We start from the raw sequence: 15757 nt of genomic DNA, 5'->3' as shown, positions 1-15757 counted from the left end.
GCCACATCGCCTCTACTCGAAGGGCTGGTCTGCCCCCACGGGCACGACCGTCAGGCAGGCACGCTGGCCATTCGCCACCTTGGCATTGGGAAACACGATCGCCTCCTCTTCCGCCTTGACGCGATGGGCCGCCACGCCATCGCTGGCCAGCAGCGTACCTCGTGGATAGGGGGTAAAATTGGCCGCATCATCGGCAAAATGCAGGCGAAAATCCTCCGTTTCCTTGATGATCACTTGGGCCACATCAAACACCGTCAGGGTTTCCGGTTCAGAGAGGTTGGGACTGCTATCTTCGATCAGGGCGATTAACTGGTCGCGAAAAGGGGCCAGGCGCTCAAGATCATTCTGGCCAAAAGGCCTTACCTTACCCAACTCGACGGTAAAGGCATCCGCACCGAAACGGTCGGAGGAGAAGTAACTGAGGGTGTGGGTCGGGTCGTGGGACAGCAGCACGGTGTCGACGCCGCCGTTAGCCAGAAAGGCCAGCTGGGCCCGCCGCCAGGGTTTGCCATGGCGAAAGGGGTAGATGGCAAAGCGCTCCCGCTTGGATGCGCGGATCGCGGTGTGCAGATCATAGTGGTAGCGGCTGCCCTGCCGCTGGGTGAAAAACGCCTCTACGCTATTTTCCAGCAAGGCGGCACGCTCAGCCTCCGCGCTCGCAGTGCTCAAGTACTGCCGATGTCCGCCACTGAACATGCGATTCATGTTCGCCTCTACTTCCCGAACCCCCTCAGCCATTGCGAGGGGGTTACCGAAGAGGACCAGCAACCGGTTTTGACACCTTAAGGCTCCGTTTATCAGCCCGGTTACCAGGCCATTAAGCAGCTCCTGCGGGGCTGTCTCATTTCCATGAACCCCTGCTGACAAGACGATATCCCCGGGCCCAGGTTTGGCCGGCTCAAAACTTAAGATCCCGACATCATGCAGGGTCACCCTGGTACCGTCGCTCAGTGTCCAGCTTTTGGGGCTGATCCGTTCGCCGGCATGACGCAGGGTATGGGACAACAGATCCATCTCTAACAAGGTTCTCTCCTTTTGCAACGCACCTCTTTTGCCGCTGCGGCTCTGCGCCGCGACGACCACGCAATCCCGGCATTGTAACAAGGGCAATACTCAGGTTAATCACGGGCCAGGATTTTCTCTTGCCCCCCGCTGTACACTGTCATATCCTCACCTTGGATGGCTAAACGTCTAAAGCTCCAAGCGGCCACTTAAGTGAAGGCAACGTCACACCGTTACCACAGTCGCAGTCCGTTACTCGCTGGGTATCCGATCAACGTCGAACAACTGTTAAAGGGGAAAAGGATGGCATTAGCAACATTAGGCGCCGGATGTTTCTGGGGCGTAGAGCATTTTTTGCGCCAAATTGACGGCGTACTCAACACCCGCTGCGGCTACATGGGAGGCCACCTCGACAACCCCACCTATCAGCAGGTTAAGCAGGGCAGCACGGGCCATGCGGAGGTGGTGCAGATCGAGTTCGACCCTGACCGCACCGGCTTTGAAGCGATCCTCGAGGTGTTTTGGCAGTATCACAATCCAACCACCCGGCACCGACAGGGTGACGACCTGGGCAGTCAGTACCGAAGTGTGATCTTTTACCATGATGCCAGTCAGAGAGAGGTGGCTGAACAATCGAAAGCGTCACAGCAGGCTCACGGTTACTGGCGAGATAAACCCATCGTCACCGAGATCGCGCCGGCGCAACCTTTCTGGCGCGCCGAGGAGTACCACCAGAACTATCTGGAAAAAAATGATCAGCCCAGTTGCCACCTGCCCTTTTACTGAGCCCCGGCCAACATTTCTGGAAGGGTTGTCCCTCGCGGTTCTGCCTGACTCATCAGCCAGTCGAAATAGAAAAGCCGGACAGAGTCCGGCTTCGAGTATCCGAAGGTTTTGGCCTCACCGCAGCGGTGACTTCGGCTGCGGTTAATGGACGCGCAGCAATGCCTATCCTGAAATCAGCCTCAGTGCCGGCGGCCCTGTTTGCGCTTGAGTTTCTCCGCCTCCTGGGCTTGCTTGAGGGCCTCGGCCTTTTGCCGAGCCTCCTCAAGTTCCGCTTTCTCCACTTCCGCCATTGAGGGTGTTTCCAGGGTGATGCCACCCAGGGTGCCATTACGAAGCTCGTTGATTAGCAGCGTGCCGAACTTGGCCAGATCCACCTGATTTCCAGCGCGCATGCAGCCACGCTTGCGTCCCGCCATCTCCATGAACTCCCAATCCTGCTCCGGCAGGACGTCGAGTTTGTAGCGCTCCATCAGGCGTTCCGGGTAGCTCTTCATCAGGTACTCGGAGACGTAACTGCCCAGGTCCTCGTAATCCACCACGGTATCGCGGATCGCCGCAATCGCGGCAAGACGGTAGCCGTAGTGTTCATTCTCCAGCTTGGGCCACAGCATTCCCGGCGTGTCGTACAGCATGATCCCCTGCTCCAGCTTGATCCGCTGCTGGGCCTTGGTCACCGCGGGCTCATTGCCGGTTTTCGCCACGACTCGCTTGGCCAGGGTATTGATCAACGTAGATTTCCCAACATTGGGGATCCCCATGATCATCGCCTTTATCTGCTTATCCTGGCCCACCTTATTGGGCACCAGCTTATGACAGAGATCGGTGATCTTATGCACCTGGCTCGCCTTATCCGTATCCAGGGCCAGGGTCTTAACCCCCTGCTCCTGCTCCAGGTAGGTCATCCACTGCTCGGTGAGCACGGGATCCGCCAGATCCGCCTTATTGAGGATCTTGATCACCGGCTTGTCGCGACGCAACTGCGCCACCATGGGGTTTTCACTGCTGTAGGGGATGCGGGCATCGAGCACCTCGATGATCACATCCATCTGCGGCATCACCTCTTTGATCTCGCGCCGCGCCTTGTTCATATGGCCCGGAAACCATTGAAGTGCCATGACCTACTCTCTTCTCTTGTCTGGGATCCGCGCAGTGTAGCCTGAACGGAGATAAAGATCATGAGCTGGCCGCTCCTCTCGGTCGCAACCATTGGCTTCGGCACTCAGAGGAGGCCAAAGGTTTGGGAGGAAACATCTGTTAGAATGAGGTTTTACACTTAGAGCAGGCGTGTTATGACGCAACAACCCACCCTCCTCTGGCACGATTATGAGACTTGGGGCGCCAATCCGGCGGCGGACCGGCCCGCCCAGTTTGCCGGGATCCGGACGGATCTCGATCTCAACATCATTGAAGAACCGGTCGAGTTCTACTGTCGTCTGGCGACAGATTACCTGCCCCACCCGGAGGCGATCCTGATCACCGGGATCACACCGCAAAAAGCCAATCGCCTGGGGGGCGTGGAAGCGGAATTCATCGCCAAGGTTCAGGCACAGATGGCACGCCCCGGTACCTGCACGGTGGGTTATAACTCCCTGCGTTTCGATGACGAGGTCACCCGCTACACCCTCTATCGTAATTTTTTCGATCCCTATGCACGGGAGTGGCAAAACGGCAACAGCCGGTGGGACATCATCGATCTGGTTCGCGCCTGCTACGCCCTGCGTCCCGAGGGTATCGAGTGGCCGCTGCGGGAGGATGGCCACCCCAGCTTCAAGCTGGAGCACCTGACCGCCGCCAACGGCATTGGCCACGATGCCGCTCACGATGCCGTCTCCGACGTTAAGGCCACCATCGCCCTGGCCAAACTGATAAAAGAGAAACAACCCAAGCTTTACCAGTGGTACTTCTCGTTAAGGCGCAAGCAGGCGGTTGCACAGCAGATCGACATCCTCGCGCTTAAGCCGCTGCTGCACGTCAGTTCGCGCTTCCCTGCGGCCCACGGCTGTGCCGCGCTGGTGCTGCCCATGGCCTGGCACCCGGACAACAAGAATGCCGTAGCCTGTGTCGACCTGACGCAAGACCCCACGCCACTGCTGGAATGGGACGTCGTTACGCTCAGGGAGAAGCTCTACCTCAGTGCCAGCGAACGTCCTGAGGGAGAGCCCCGGGTACCGGTTAAACTGGTTCACCTGAACCGCAGTCCCTTTGTCGCTCCGGCAGCCACCTTGGATGACAGCAACGCGCAGCGGCTCAGCCTGGATAAGGCCCAGTGCCGCCATCACTACCGCTTACTCAAGCAAAATCACAAACTGGTGAGGGAGAAGCTCCATGGACTCTTCACCGACTCGGCGCCACCGAGTACCCCCAAACCCGCGGACCAACAACTGTACGACGGCTTTTTCAGCGATGCGGATCGTGCCCAGATCGAGCTGGTGCGCACCACCCCGGCAGCACACCTGGCGGCACTGGAGCCGGTGTTTAAGGATCCGCGACTGGCGCCTCTCTACTTCCTCTACCGGGCGCGAAACTACCCGGAAACCTTGAGCGAAGCGGAGCAGGTTAAGTGGCAGGAGCACTGCCGCGCCCGGTTGGACGATCCCGAATATCTCTACCGGCTGGAGCAGCTGTTTGAGCAACATGGCCAGGATGAAACCAAGTCGAAACTGCTGACCGCCCTCGGACACTACCTGCGAAGCCTGTAGCTTGGGAAGTGGATTGAACCCACGGGCCGTGAGCTGGCGCACAACGTCCAGGATCCCGGCGTCCTACAATCGAAGTCGAATATTGTTTGGATCTTCGCTATGACACATGATCTTCACACCGCGCTGCAGGCCCTGCCCCCAGCGCTGACTCAGGCCCTGACGCCGGAGCTCACCGACCGCTTCGAGGGGGTGATCAGCGCCGAGCGCTTTACGCAGCTGCAATCGCTGTCGGGCCTGGAGAGTGATCCTCTGATGCTCACCCTGCTGCCGCTGGCCGCCGCCTATGCCATCACGCCGGTATCCCACTTCCGTGTGGGAGCCATCGCCCAGGGACAATCCGGCGCCCTCTACTTTGGCGCCAACCTGGAGCTGGTGCAGCAAAACCTGTTTCACTCCGTCCACGGTGAGCAGGCGGCCATCAGCAACGCCTGGCGCCACGGCGAGTCCGGGATCCGTGCCATGGTGGTCAATGCCTCGCCCTGTGGCCACTGCCGACAATTCATGAACGAGCTACAACACGCCAATCAACTTCAGGTGGTGTTGCCAGACCAGGGGCGCCAAGCACTGTCCCACTACCTGCCTTACGCTTTCGGCCCCAAAGATCTGGGGGTAGAAAGCGGATTGCTGGCTCACATGGATCACGGATTGCAGCATCCCAGCCGGGACCCGATGATGATCGCAGCCGTGGCTGAGGCCAACGCCAGCTACGCCCCCTACTCATCCAGCCCCGCTGCGGTGGTGCTGCAAAGTGATGATGAGCGCCTGTTCTGCGGCCGCTACGCGGAAAATGCCGCCTTCAATCCCAGCCTGCCGCCGATGCAGATGGCACTCTCTGCCATGGCGATGTCCGGAGTCCCTTTCCATCGCATCCGACGAGCCCTGCTGGTTCAAAAAGCACAGGGTCAGATCGACCATCGCCTCGCGTCCGTTGCGGCCCTCGGAGCGGTAAGCGACGTGGCGCTGCAAACTGAAGCTGTCTAACCCCTTCCCGGGCAGGGCAGCCCATTCGCGATTGCCCTGCCCGCCAGAAGGTCAATCCCGAAAGCGTGCCATCAGCGACGAGGTATCCCAGCGCTGGCCCCCCATCTTCTGCACCTCCTGATAAAACTGGTCCACCAGGGCGGTCAATGGCAGCGATGCACCATTGCGGCGCGCCTCGGTCAGAGTGATGGCAAGATCTTTGCGCATCCAGTCCACGGCGAAGCCGAACTCGTACTCTCCCTGGAGCATGGTGTGAGAGCGGTTCTCCATCTGCCAAGACTGCGCCGCCCCCTTGCTGATCACCTCCACCACCTTGTCACCATCCAGGCCGGCCTTCTGAGCAAAGTTAAGTCCCTCTGCCAGCCCCTGAACCACGCCGGCGATGCAGATCTGGTTCACCATCTTACACAGCTGCCCACTCCCCACCGGTCCCAGCAACACCGCGCTGCGGGCATAGGCATCCACGACAGGCTTGGCACGACCAAAGATATCGGCCTCCCCCCCCATCATCACGGTAAGCACACCGTTTTCTGCCCCGGCCTGACCGCCGGAGACCGGCGCATCCAGAAAGTCCACCCCCTGCGCTTTAGCGATGGCAGCCAGCTCCCGTGCCACGTCTGCCGATGCGGTGGTATGATCCACCAGAACCGTTCCTGACGCCATGCCCGCCAACGCACCTTGATCCCCCAGTACCACGCTGCGCAGATCGTCATCGTTGCCGACGCAGACCATGACAAAATCCGCCCCGGCCGCTGCCTCGGCTGGCGTAGACGCCGCACCGCCACCAAACTCAGTTACCCATTGATTAGCCTTGGCCTGTGTGCGGTTGAAAACACAGACCTCATGCCCCGCCCGGCTAAGGTGGCCCGCCATGGGGTACCCCATCACGCCCAGGCCGATAAACGCTACCTTGCTCATTTTATTTATCCTCGATTCCAATAGGTTGCGGCAATTCTCCGGCATAACAGCACTGAATGCCAGCGCTGGCATTGGTATCGATATGACCGGCAGAAACAAAAACGGCCCCCTTTCGGGAGCCGTTCGCTAGCACTGCAAGCGCCAGGTTTCAGACACGCTTAAATAGCAAAGAGCCGTTAGTGCCACCGAAACCGAAGGAGTTACAAAGGGCATAGTCCATCTCGACCGCCCGGGCCCCGTCAGGGTTGAAGTCCAGATCGCACCCCTCATCGGGGTTCTCCAGATTGATGGTGGGCGGCACCTGCTGATGGTGCAGTGCCAGGATGGTGAAGATCGACTCCACCGAACCCGCCGCCCCCAACAGGTGACCGGTCATCGACTTGGTAGAGCCCATGATCAGACGATGGGCATGTTCGCCAAACACCTGTTTCACGCCGTTGACCTCGGCAATATCCCCCGCAGGCGTCGAGGTACCGTGGGCATTGATATAACCGATGGTTTCCGGGGCAACCCCCGCATCTGCAATGGCGTTGCGCATCGCTGCCGCACCACCGCGACCATCCGCCGGCGGCGAGGTCATATGGTGGGCGTCGCCACTCATGCCAAAGCCCACCAATTCGGCGTAGATCTTGGCACCCCGAGCTTTGGCGTGTTCATACGCCTCGAGTACGATCACCCCCGCACCATCACCGATCACAAAGCCATCGCGATCCCTGTCCCAGGGCCGGGAAGCTTTCTCTGGCGCGTCATTGCGGGTGGAGAGCGCCTTCGCGGCGGCGAAGCCGCCCACCCCGAGTTCGGTGGTCGCCATCTCGGCACCACCGGCTACCATCACGTCCGCATCGCCGTAAGCGATCATCCGTGCGGCATGACCGATGTTGTGGACGCCAGTGGTGCAGGCGGTGGTAATGGCGATGTTGGGCCCGGTAAAGCCGTACATGATGGAGAGGTGGCCAGCAATCATATTGATGATGGTGGAGGGGACAAAGAAGGGCGAGATCCGGCGGGGGCCGGATTTGATCAGCTGACTGTGATTCGCCTCAATCAGCTGCAGCCCGCCCATACCGGCACCGATGGCCGCGCCAACGCGATGGGCGTTAGCCTCATCGATGGTCAACCCGGAATCCCGGATCGCCTGGATCGACGCTGCCAGACCGTACTGAATGAACAGGTCCATCTTTCGGGCGTCTTTTTTGCTCAGGTACTGTTCGACATCAAACTCTTTGACCGAAGCAGAAAAACGCACAGAAAAAGCACTGGCATCGAAGTGCGGGATGGGACCCACTCCGCTTTTCCCAGCCAACAAGTTTTGCCAAGTGGTCTCAATGTCGTTACCGACCGGAGTCACCGCTCCCAGGCCAGTCACCACAATACGACGTTTGCTCACGTTAACCTCCAAATACAAAACAGGCGGCCAAGGCCGCCTGTTTCAGGAAACTCAGTTCAGCTTACTGGTTAGCTTGAACATAATCGATCGCCGCCTGAACGGTGGTGATCTTCTCAGCTTCTTCGTCCGGGATCTCGGTATCGAACTCTTCTTCCAGAGCCATTACCAGCTCAACGGTGTCCAGGGAGTCTGCACCCAGATCATCAACGAAAGAGGCTTCAGCTTTAACGTCTTCTTCCTTGACGCCCAGCTGTTCAACGATGATCTTCTTTACGCGTTCTTCGATGTTGCTCATGTTATTACTTTCCTGTTCAAGTACGCAGATGCGTTGATTTGCGGTTAGTGTATTCGATTCCAGTGACATTGCAAGCATTTAGCTTTGTGGTCAAACCACGAAATTGCAAACATAATCACGACGAATCGTTACCCATTCACCACCATTAGCGGCAGATGGCTTACGCCATCACCATGCCACCATTAACATGCAAAGTTTCGCCAGTAATGTAGCTGGCCCGATCAGACGCCAGGAACAGAACCGCATCGGCGATCTCCTGAGCCTGACCCAGACGCCCTACGGGCACCTGTCCGAGGATCCCGGATTTCTGATCGTCCGTCAGCTCTTCGGTCATGTCAGTTTGAATGAAACCCGGTGCAACTGCATTGACGGTGATCCCACGGCTGGCCACTTCTTTTGCCAGCGACTTGGTAAAGCCAATCACGCCCGCCTTCGCTGCACAGTAGTTCGCCTGTCCCGGGTTCCCCATGGTCCCCACGACGGAACCGATGTTGATGATGCGCCCATGACGCTTTTTCATCATCGCCCGCAGCACCGCTTTTGAAGTACGGAAGATGGAAGTCAGGTTGGTATCAAGAATGTCGCACCACTCCTCCTCCTTCATCCGCATCATCAGGTTGTCACGGGTGATCCCCGCATTATTGACCAGCACATCGATGTCACCATACTGAGCTTTAATCTCGGCAAACAAGGCATCCACAGAGGCCTGCTCGGTCACGTTCAGCACCAAACCCATACCTGCGTCACCCAGGTACTCGCTAATAGCAGCGGCACCGCGCTCACTGGTCGCGGTCCCCACCACTTTGGCACCGGCGGCAACAAAATGCTCGGCAATGGCACGGCCGATCCCACGGCTGGCGCCCGTCACTAGCGCCACCTTGCCTGTTAAATCCAGAGCTACGCCCATGGTCAATCTCCCTAACTGTTTATGCTGACTGCAGATCGGCCACGCTATGCAGCGCCGATGCAACCAAGGACTTATTAATTCGTTTAGCCAGTCCGGTCAGGACCTTGCCCGGACCACACTCCAGCAGAACCTCAACCCCATCGGCGGCCATCGCCTCCACGGTTTCGGTCCAACGCACCGGGCAGTAGAGCTGACGCACCAGCGCATCCTTAATCGCCTCCGCATCGGTGGCTTGCACCACGTCCACGTTATTGATCACCGGGATCCGGGGTGCCGCGAAGGGAATATCTGCCAGTGCCAGGGCCAGTTTGTCGGCAGCCGGCTTCATCAATTCGCAGTGCGACGGCACGCTCACCGGCAGGGGAAGTGCGCGCTTGGCTCCGGCCGCCTTACAGGCCGCACCGGCGCGATCGACGGCAGCCTTGTGACCGGCGATCACCACCTGGCCCGGGCTGTTGTAGTTCACCGGCGCCACGACCTCACCCTCGGCGGCGGCTTGGCACGCCTCGGCGATGGCAGCATCATCCAGACCGATGATGGCGGCCATCGCCCCCACACCGGCAGGTACCGCTTCCTGCATCAGTTGGCCACGCAGGGCCACCAGCTTGATCGCGTCGGCGAAAGGGATCACCCCGGCACAAACCAGTGCGGAGTATTCGCCCAGGCTGTGACCGGCCAGCACCGCTGGCGCCTCACCGCCCTGGGTCTGGTAGGCCCGCCAGATCGCCACCGAAGCGGCCAGCAGAGCCGGCTGGGTATTGTGGGTCTGGTTGAGGGTTTCTGCCGGCCCCTCCTGAACCAGTTGCCACAGGTCGAAGCCCAGGGCGTCGGAGGCCTCGGCAAAAGTCTGCTCCACTACTGGCAACTCAGCCGCCAGTTCCGCCAACATGCCAACGCTTTGGCTTCCCTGACCGGGAAATACGAATGCTTTCTTGCTCATTAAAGGGTTCCTTGCTCGAACGAATTCAGTACTTAACCAGGGCTGCGCCCCAGGAAAAACCGGCGCCAAAGGCTTCCAGCAACAGGGTCTGACCCCGTTGAATGCGGCCATCACGCACCGCGATATCCAGGGCAATGGGCACGGAGGCCGCGGAGGTATTGCCGTGGTGCTCCAGGGTCAGCACCACCTGCTCCATCGGCAGCCCCAGCTTCTTGGCCGTGGCCTTGAGAATGCGGTAGTTCGCGTTGTGGGGCACCAGCCAATCGATGTCGCTCTTGGCCATCTGGTTGGCGTTAAGTGCCTGCTCCACCACCGAGGAGAGTCGGGTTACCGCGTGGCGAAACACCTCATTACCCTTCATCACCAGGTAATCGTCCTGGCGGGGCGATGAAACCTTGCTTCGACTGGGCTGGGCGGTTTTGAGTAGTTCGGCGTAACGGCCGTCGCTGTGGATATGCGTGGAGAGGATCCCCGGCTCTTCGCTGGCCCCCACCACCACGGCACCGGCGCCATCACCAAACAGGATAATGGTGCTGCGATCATCGGGATCGCACTGACTGGTCAGGGCATCGGCCCCGATCACCAGCACAGTCCGGCACTGACCGGACTTAACAAACTGGTCCGCTACCGACAGGGCAAACAGGAATCCGCTGCAGGCGGCGGAGAGATCAAACGCCGGGCAGTCACCGGCGCCCAACAGCGCCTGGATCTCACAGGCGGCAGCGGGAAAGGTGTTCTCCGCGCTGGTGGTACCGCAGATCACCATATCCATGTCGGCCGGTGTCAGGGCCGCCGCTTCCAGAGCCTGACGAGCGGCCTCATAACCCATGGTCACCACAGTTTCACCATCGGTGGCGATACGCCGTTCGCGGATCCCGGTTCGTTCCAGGATCCACTCATCGCTGGTCTCCACCATACGCTCCAGATCCGCATTGGTGCGGATCTGGGCTGGCAGATAGCTGCCGGTGCCCAATATTTTTGTATGCATAGATGATTTAAGACTTGTCTAGTAATACCGACTCGAGTCGGTCTTTGATACGCCTCGGCACCTGCCGCTGTACCTCTACCATCGCTTCTTCGATGGCACGAAGGAAGGCGGCCTCATCGGCGTGACCGTGGCTCTTGACCACAATACCGCGCAATCCTAACAGACTGGCGCCATTGTACTGGTCGGGGTTCATTTGACGATTGAAGCGACTAAGCCGGCGCTTGAGCATCCACCCCAGCATTCGGGCCAGGATGTTGCCCTGGATCCCCTGCTTAAGCTGCTGTACCAAAAGGCGTGCGATCCCCTCGGAGGCCTTGAGGGTGATGTTGCCGACAAAGCCATCACAGACAATGACGTCCACCGCACCGGTAAAGATGCCATCACCTTCGATAAAGCCGCGGTAATTAAGTTGTGGCGTGGACTGAAGCAGTTGTGCCGCCTGCTGCACCTGATCGTTACCCTTGATCTCCTCAGCGCCGACGTTCAGTAACGCCAAGCGGGGTTGCGCGCGTTTGCCCACGCACTCCGCCAACACCGAGCCCATCACCGCAAACTGAAACAGGGTCTCCGAATCGCAAGCCACATTGGCGCCAAGATCGAGCAGGTAAACAGGCTCCCCCCCCAGGGTCGGCAGGGTAGCCACCAGGGCGGGACGCTCGACTCCCGGCAGGGTACGCAGCACCACTTTGGCCATCGCCATCAGTGCACCGGTATTCCCTCCGCTGACACAGGCATCCGCCTGGCCATCACGGACTAGATCCAGAGCCAGTCTCATCGAACTTTGGCGGCGGGTACGCAGGGCCTGAACTGGCCTCTCCGACATGGGAACGACCTGCTCGGCATGCAGCAACTGCAGGCGGGGAGATTCGGTTGCGTGATGGCGGCGTAGCTGCTCACCCATCGCGATGCGATCGCCAACCAGAATGATCGTAAGGTGGGGATAATGCGACAGTGCCTGCAAAGCTGCAGGCACTGTGACATGGGGACCGTGATCGCCCCCCATTGCATCTAACGCAAGGGTTAGATTGGACAAGCTGGTAACCTTACAGGTTGATTACCTTCTTGCCACGGTAGAAACCGTCAGCAGTCACGTGGTGACGCAGGTGCTTCTCACCGGAAGTCGCGTCAACAGACAGCTGAACGTTGCTCAGGGCATCGTGAGAACGACGCATACCGCGACGAGAACGAGTTACTTTGCTTTTCTGTACGGCCATGGCCCCAATCTCCTAGTTTAATTTCGCTTTAGCGATTCTAAAACCGCGAACGGATTCTTCGGACGCTCATCAGCAGGCTCTGATTTAATTTCACCCACAACCACATCCCGAGAGGCGAGTCGGCAGTTTTCATTATCGTGACCGGGCACGATGGGGAAAGCCACCAAGATTTCGTCTTCAATCAGTTGTTGCAGATGCACATCGCCATTTTCGTCGAGTTCGACTGGCTCATAAGCATCCGGGAGCTCATCTATCTGTGAATCGTCAGTCACAGGGCTGAATGCGAACTCGACCGCAACAGGCTGTTGATAGATTTCCATACAACGTTGACAGGTCAGAGTGAGCTCCGTCACAGCCTTCCCCTTGAGGTAGACTATCCCCTGAACATCGACGCCGCATTCCACGGAAACATCAACTTCCTTGCAGTCGCCGGCACTGGCCCCATTAACGCGCTTCATCACCTTCGACGGAATGGTACCGTCATAACGAAGTTGACGCTGGGCGCATCGAGCGGGATTCAGCGTTACCGGAATTCGTACTTTCTGCATAGGCCGCGCATATTATCGGGTGAACACAAGCGAGTCAAAACAATTTTAACCGCTGCAAACTCCCGGCTGGAGCCGGTCTGACGATCATAGTTCAGCCATATCGAAAGGATCCGCAGACGCGGGCTTTTTACGTGTTTGCCTTGGTGCTGTCAATCGGCTTTGATAACCTTTGCTGTCCACCTCAATAGATCCGATTTTGATTATGCCTAAGTCACTTATCCTCGGTTCGACCTCGCCGTTTCGACGCGAGATCCTCAATAAATTGGGACTGCCATTCCAGTGCGACAAACCCTTGGTGGATGAGACCCCGCTGCCGGATGAGGCACCACAAGCTCTGGTGGCGCGCCTGGCGGAAGCCAAAGCACGGGCGGTGGCGGAGCGTCATCAGCACGCACTGGTGATCGGCTCCGATCAGGTCGCTGTGATCGATGACCAGATCCTGGGCAAACCCGGCGACCATGAAACCGCTGTAGCCCAGCTCAGCGCTGCCGCCGGCAAAGCCGTGACCTTCTACACCGGCCTCTGTCTGCTGGACAGTGACAGTGGCAGCGCGGACACCACCGTCGAGCCTTTCGTTGTGCACTTCAAGGCGCTCACGCCGGAACAGATCCAGGGCTACCTCAAGGCAGAGCAGCCCTATAACTGTGCCGGCAGTTTTAAGAGTGAGGGGCTCGGTATCATGCTGTTTAACCGGCTGGAGGGGCGGGATCCCAACACCCTGATAGGTATGCCCCTTATCACTCTGGGCGAGATGCTGGCGCGCCAGGGCGTCGATGTCCTGACAAGCCAGGCCTGAACTGGAACAACGGGGTGAAAAAGAATCGCATTATATAAAGAGGGCGTTTTCGGTCTGGAAGCGCCAGAGACGCCTCCGCCCAATTTGGCCCCATGGCGTCGGGCCGATGCCCTGCGGCTGCGCCCGAAGGCAAATCCCGCTTGCCGGCAGCAACGGGGCCGGTAGAGTGGGGGTTAGGCAAGTAAAACTGCGACAAAGGAGAGTGATCGCAATGGCCCATTTCAACGGCTTCGCCGAGTTTTATCGGTTCTACCTAAACGAGCATCAGGATCCCCGGTGTCGCGCCCTGCACTACCTGGGATCGATTCTGGTTCTGCTCTGGGTCGCGGTCATGGCGCTGACCGGTGCCTGGACCCTGTTCTGGCTGCTGCCACTGCTAGGCTATGGATTCGCCTGGTTCGGTCACTTTGCCTTTGAGCACAACCGCCCTGCCACCTTCCGCTATCCGCTCTACAGCCTCATCAGCGACTGGATCATGCTGAAAGACTGGATAAGTGGCCAGCTTCCGGCCAAGTTGGAGCAGGCCCGGCTCAGCCAGACTCGACCAGATTAAGGTCTGTTCAATCGAGATGGTTGAGCAGTTGTAGTGGGCTGTCGATGATCGCTTTGGGGCCGGCACTGCAAAGTGATGAACGGGTACCGGCGCCATAGCTCACGCCCACACCATCGGCACCAGCCCGGCGGGCCATCTCAAGGTCAAACCAGGCATCCCCAACCACCAAGGTGCGGTCGGGCGACACCCGGTTCAGTTGGCACAGCTCCAGCACCATGGCGGGATCCGGCTTGGAGTGGGTCTCGCTGGCACTTCGAGTATGGGGAAAGAGAGGACCAAGCCCGGTCTGGGCCAGGACCCGATCCAGCCCCGGCCTTCCCTTGCCCGTGGCCACCGCCAGGGTATACCCCCTATCTGATAACTGCGAAAGCAGCTCCGGCACGCCAGGATACAGCTCGGATGGAACCTGCTCAGCAACGCGGTAGTGATGACGATAAAGATCGCAGAAGCGTCGCTGAGCGGGTTGCGACAGTTGCGGCGCCAAGCGCTCAATACTCGCCGGTGTCGACAGGCCAATCAGGCTGCGCAGGATCTCCGCGGAGGGCGGTGCCAGTTCCATGGCCATAAACGCCTCCTGCCAACAGGCGACGATCTTGCCGATGCTGTCCATCAAGGTGCCATCCCAGTCGAAGATCACCAGTTCGTAGCGTCCTGCCATTGCCCTTACCCCTTTAATCCCTTCATCAGGGTGACGAGCTTCGACTCCAGGGGGGCTTCCAGCACCATGGTGGTTTCTTCCACCGGGTGGGTAAAGGTCAGGCGAAAAGCATGAAGGAAGAGGCGGTCGAGGCCCTTCTTGCGCATCCGCTCATCAAATACCGCGTCACCGTAGCGCTCATCGCAGGCGATGGGATGACCGGCATGTTGCGTATGCACCCGGATCTGATGGGTACGACCTGTGATTGGGCTCGCTTCCACCAGTGTGGCCTCATGGAACTGCTGAACGATCCGAAAGCGGGTTTCGGACGGCTTGCCCTTGTCTGAAACCACCACCGCGCGGATCCCGGTCGTTTGCTCCAGCTTGAGCAACGGCGCCTGGACCGCCCGCCGCTTGGCTGGCCACTCTCCCTTGACCAGCGCCAGGTATTGCTTGCGCATGGTCTTCGCACGCAGTTGATCCTGCAGATGACGCAGGGCGGAACGCTTTTTGGCCACCATCAACAAGCCAGATGTGGCGCGATCGAGACGGTGAACCAGTTCCAGGTTACGCTCCTGGGGCCGCAGCGCCCGCAGGGCTTCAATCACGCCGAAGTTGACGCCGCTGCCGCCGTGAACGGCGATTCCTGACGGTTTATTGATCACCAGCATCACGTTGTCTTCGTAAACAATGTGCTGCTCCAGCGCGGCGACTTTTGTGAGCTTGGCACTGGGCAAGGCGTCTGGCTTAGGTTCCGACACACGAATGGGCGCCAGACGGATCTGATCGCCGTCACACAGCTTATATTCCGGTTTTATCCGTTTTTTATTGACCCGCACTTCGCCTTTGCGCAACAGACGATAGATAAGACTCTTGGGCACTCCCTTGAGAAAAGTGATCAAAAAATTATCGATGCGTTGACCGGCGTGGTCTTCTGTAATGTCCACATATTGTACTTTTGCGGACCCAGGGGGGAGTTGGGAGCTATTCATGGGCCCTAGTGTACCCGGTAACCGGGATCGGCCCAAATAGCGAAAACTGCAGATTGCCCGGCATTTTCATTATTGCTATGCTTGTCGCATCGCTGGGCCAATCCAACCTAAATG

18 protein-coding genes are annotated in these 15757 nt (G+C 58.9%); 5 read left to right on the top strand and 13 right to left on the bottom strand.

Annotated elements, in window-relative coordinates; translation table 11 throughout:
- Window positions 1–12: 12 nt before the first annotated feature.
- Window positions 13–1014: a succinylglutamate desuccinylase gene (gene astE / locus ABD997_RS05975; RefSeq protein ID WP_345316242.1), complete on the bottom strand. Its 1002-nt coding sequence runs from the start codon at window positions 1012–1014 to the stop codon at window positions 13–15.
- A gap of 291 nt (window positions 1015–1305) precedes the next feature.
- Between astE and msrA the strand changes: the two genes are divergently transcribed.
- Window positions 1306–1788, top strand: a complete 483-nt coding sequence (msrA, locus tag ABD997_RS05970) for a peptide-methionine (S)-S-oxide reductase MsrA (RefSeq protein ID WP_345316100.1) — start codon at window positions 1306–1308, stop codon at window positions 1786–1788.
- Window positions 1789–1967: 179 nt separating this feature from the next.
- Here msrA and ylqF read toward each other — a convergent pair whose 3' ends face one another.
- Window positions 1968–2903: a ribosome biogenesis GTPase YlqF gene (gene ylqF / locus ABD997_RS05965; RefSeq protein WP_345316099.1), complete on the bottom strand. Its 936-nt coding sequence runs from the start codon at window positions 2901–2903 to the stop codon at window positions 1968–1970.
- A gap of 174 nt (window positions 2904–3077) precedes the next feature.
- Between ylqF and sbcB the strand changes: the two genes are divergently transcribed.
- Both sbcB and cdd read left to right on the top strand, forming a co-directional pair.
- A complete protein-coding gene (sbcB, locus tag ABD997_RS05960; RefSeq protein ID WP_345316098.1) occupies window positions 3078–4487 on the top strand; it encodes an exodeoxyribonuclease I in 1410 nt (469 codons plus the stop codon).
- A 99-nt stretch (window positions 4488–4586) separates the two neighbouring features.
- Window positions 4587–5468, top strand: coding sequence for a cytidine deaminase (gene cdd, locus ABD997_RS05955; RefSeq protein ID WP_345316097.1), 882 nt, complete (start codon window positions 4587–4589; stop codon window positions 5466–5468).
- 51 nt (window positions 5469–5519) lie between these two features.
- Here the strand turns inward: cdd and ABD997_RS05950 are convergent, their stop codons facing one another.
- The 9 genes from ABD997_RS05950 to yceD all read right to left on the bottom strand — a co-directional run bounded on the left by ABD997_RS05950 (window position 5520) and on the right by yceD (window position 12665).
- Window positions 5520–6386 (bottom strand): NAD(P)-dependent oxidoreductase, encoded by an 867-nt coding sequence (locus ABD997_RS05950; RefSeq protein WP_345316096.1) that lies wholly within the window; start codon window positions 6384–6386, stop codon window positions 5520–5522.
- Between the two features lie 148 nt (window positions 6387–6534).
- A complete protein-coding gene (gene fabF / locus ABD997_RS05945; RefSeq protein ID WP_345316095.1) occupies window positions 6535–7773 on the bottom strand; it encodes a beta-ketoacyl-ACP synthase II in 1239 nt (412 codons plus the stop codon).
- Between the two features lie 61 nt (window positions 7774–7834).
- Window positions 7835–8068 (bottom strand): acyl carrier protein, encoded by a 234-nt coding sequence (acpP, locus tag ABD997_RS05940; RefSeq protein ID WP_067657665.1) that lies wholly within the window; start codon window positions 8066–8068, stop codon window positions 7835–7837.
- A 160-nt stretch (window positions 8069–8228) separates the two neighbouring features.
- Entirely contained in the window at window positions 8229–8975 is a 747-nt protein-coding gene (gene fabG, locus ABD997_RS05935; protein ID WP_345316094.1) for a 3-oxoacyl-ACP reductase FabG, read from the bottom strand.
- Window positions 8976–8994: 19 nt separating this feature from the next.
- Window positions 8995–9915, bottom strand: a complete 921-nt coding sequence (fabD, locus tag ABD997_RS05930) for an ACP S-malonyltransferase (protein WP_345316093.1) — start codon at window positions 9913–9915, stop codon at window positions 8995–8997.
- 25 nt (window positions 9916–9940) lie between these two features.
- On the bottom strand, window positions 9941–10903 hold the full coding sequence (locus tag ABD997_RS05925) for a beta-ketoacyl-ACP synthase III (protein ID WP_345316092.1): 963 nt from the start codon (window positions 10901–10903) through the stop codon (window positions 9941–9943).
- A gap of 7 nt (window positions 10904–10910) precedes the next feature.
- Window positions 10911–11936: a phosphate acyltransferase PlsX gene (plsX, locus tag ABD997_RS05920; protein WP_345316091.1), complete on the bottom strand. Its 1026-nt coding sequence runs from the start codon at window positions 11934–11936 to the stop codon at window positions 10911–10913.
- A gap of 10 nt (window positions 11937–11946) precedes the next feature.
- Window positions 11947–12117, bottom strand: coding sequence for a 50S ribosomal protein L32 (gene rpmF / locus ABD997_RS05915; RefSeq protein ID WP_345316090.1), 171 nt, complete (start codon window positions 12115–12117; stop codon window positions 11947–11949).
- Window positions 12118–12134: 17 nt separating this feature from the next.
- The gene (gene yceD / locus ABD997_RS05910) at window positions 12135–12665 is read right to left on the bottom strand and encodes a 23S rRNA accumulation protein YceD (RefSeq protein ID WP_345316089.1); all 531 of its coding nucleotides are present in this window, start codon (window positions 12663–12665) and stop codon (window positions 12135–12137) included.
- Between the two features lie 202 nt (window positions 12666–12867).
- On the opposite strand from yceD, the gene ABD997_RS05905 reads away from it, so the two are divergent.
- On the top strand, window positions 12868–13461 hold the full coding sequence (locus tag ABD997_RS05905; protein WP_345316088.1) for a Maf family protein: 594 nt from the start codon (window positions 12868–12870) through the stop codon (window positions 13459–13461).
- Window positions 13462–13672: 211 nt separating this feature from the next.
- Window positions 13673–14014 carry an Mpo1-like protein gene (locus ABD997_RS05900; RefSeq protein WP_345316087.1) on the top strand — a complete coding sequence of 114 codons (342 nt, stop codon included), beginning with the start codon at window positions 13673–13675 and terminating at the stop codon, window positions 14012–14014.
- 7 nt (window positions 14015–14021) lie between these two features.
- Here the strand turns inward: ABD997_RS05900 and ABD997_RS05895 are convergent, their stop codons facing one another.
- Together ABD997_RS05895 and rluC are read right to left on the bottom strand one after the other, a co-directional pair.
- Entirely contained in the window at window positions 14022–14672 is a 651-nt protein-coding gene (locus ABD997_RS05895; protein ID WP_345316086.1) for an HAD family hydrolase, read from the bottom strand.
- 5 nt (window positions 14673–14677) lie between these two features.
- Entirely contained in the window at window positions 14678–15643 is a 966-nt protein-coding gene (gene rluC / locus ABD997_RS05890; RefSeq protein ID WP_345316085.1) for a 23S rRNA pseudouridine(955/2504/2580) synthase RluC, read from the bottom strand.
- Window positions 15644–15757 lie beyond the last annotated feature (114 nt).

The organism is Ferrimonas gelatinilytica (assembly GCF_039544205.1).
GTDB lineage: Bacteria > Pseudomonadota > Gammaproteobacteria > Enterobacterales > Shewanellaceae > Ferrimonas > Ferrimonas gelatinilytica.
Note: the sequence above shows the minus strand (reverse complement) of the source record. Positions and strands in the feature narration are given on the sequence as shown.

Coding starts and splice junctions, on each gene's coding strand:
- astE (WP_345316242.1), bottom strand. CDS start 1,014: ATGGATCTGTTGTCCCATACCCTGCGTCATGCCGGCGAACGGATCAGC.
- msrA (WP_345316100.1), top strand. CDS start 1,306: ATGGCATTAGCAACATTAGGCGCCGGATGTTTCTGGGGCGTAGAGCAT.
- ylqF (WP_345316099.1), bottom strand. CDS start 2,903: ATGGCACTTCAATGGTTTCCGGGCCATATGAACAAGGCGCGGCGCGAG.
- sbcB (WP_345316098.1), top strand. CDS start 3,078: ATGACGCAACAACCCACCCTCCTCTGGCACGATTATGAGACTTGGGGC.
- cdd (WP_345316097.1), top strand. CDS start 4,587: ATGACACATGATCTTCACACCGCGCTGCAGGCCCTGCCCCCAGCGCTG.
- ABD997_RS05950 (WP_345316096.1), bottom strand. CDS start 6,386: ATGAGCAAGGTAGCGTTTATCGGCCTGGGCGTGATGGGGTACCCCATG.
- acpP (WP_067657665.1), bottom strand. CDS start 8,068: ATGAGCAACATCGAAGAACGCGTAAAGAAGATCATCGTTGAACAGCTG.
- fabG (WP_345316094.1), bottom strand. CDS start 8,975: ATGGGCGTAGCTCTGGATTTAACAGGCAAGGTGGCGCTAGTGACGGGC.
- fabD (WP_345316093.1), bottom strand. CDS start 9,915: ATGAGCAAGAAAGCATTCGTATTTCCCGGTCAGGGAAGCCAAAGCGTT.
- ABD997_RS05925 (WP_345316092.1), bottom strand. CDS start 10,903: ATGCATACAAAAATATTGGGCACCGGCAGCTATCTGCCAGCCCAGATC.
- rpmF (WP_345316090.1), bottom strand. CDS start 12,117: ATGGCCGTACAGAAAAGCAAAGTAACTCGTTCTCGTCGCGGTATGCGT.
- yceD (WP_345316089.1), bottom strand. CDS start 12,665: ATGCAGAAAGTACGAATTCCGGTAACGCTGAATCCCGCTCGATGCGCC.
- ABD997_RS05905 (WP_345316088.1), top strand. CDS start 12,868: ATGCCTAAGTCACTTATCCTCGGTTCGACCTCGCCGTTTCGACGCGAG.
- ABD997_RS05900 (WP_345316087.1), top strand. CDS start 13,673: ATGGCCCATTTCAACGGCTTCGCCGAGTTTTATCGGTTCTACCTAAAC.
- ABD997_RS05895 (WP_345316086.1), bottom strand. CDS start 14,672: ATGGCAGGACGCTACGAACTGGTGATCTTCGACTGGGATGGCACCTTG.
- rluC (WP_345316085.1), bottom strand. CDS start 15,643: ATGAATAGCTCCCAACTCCCCCCTGGGTCCGCAAAAGTACAATATGTG.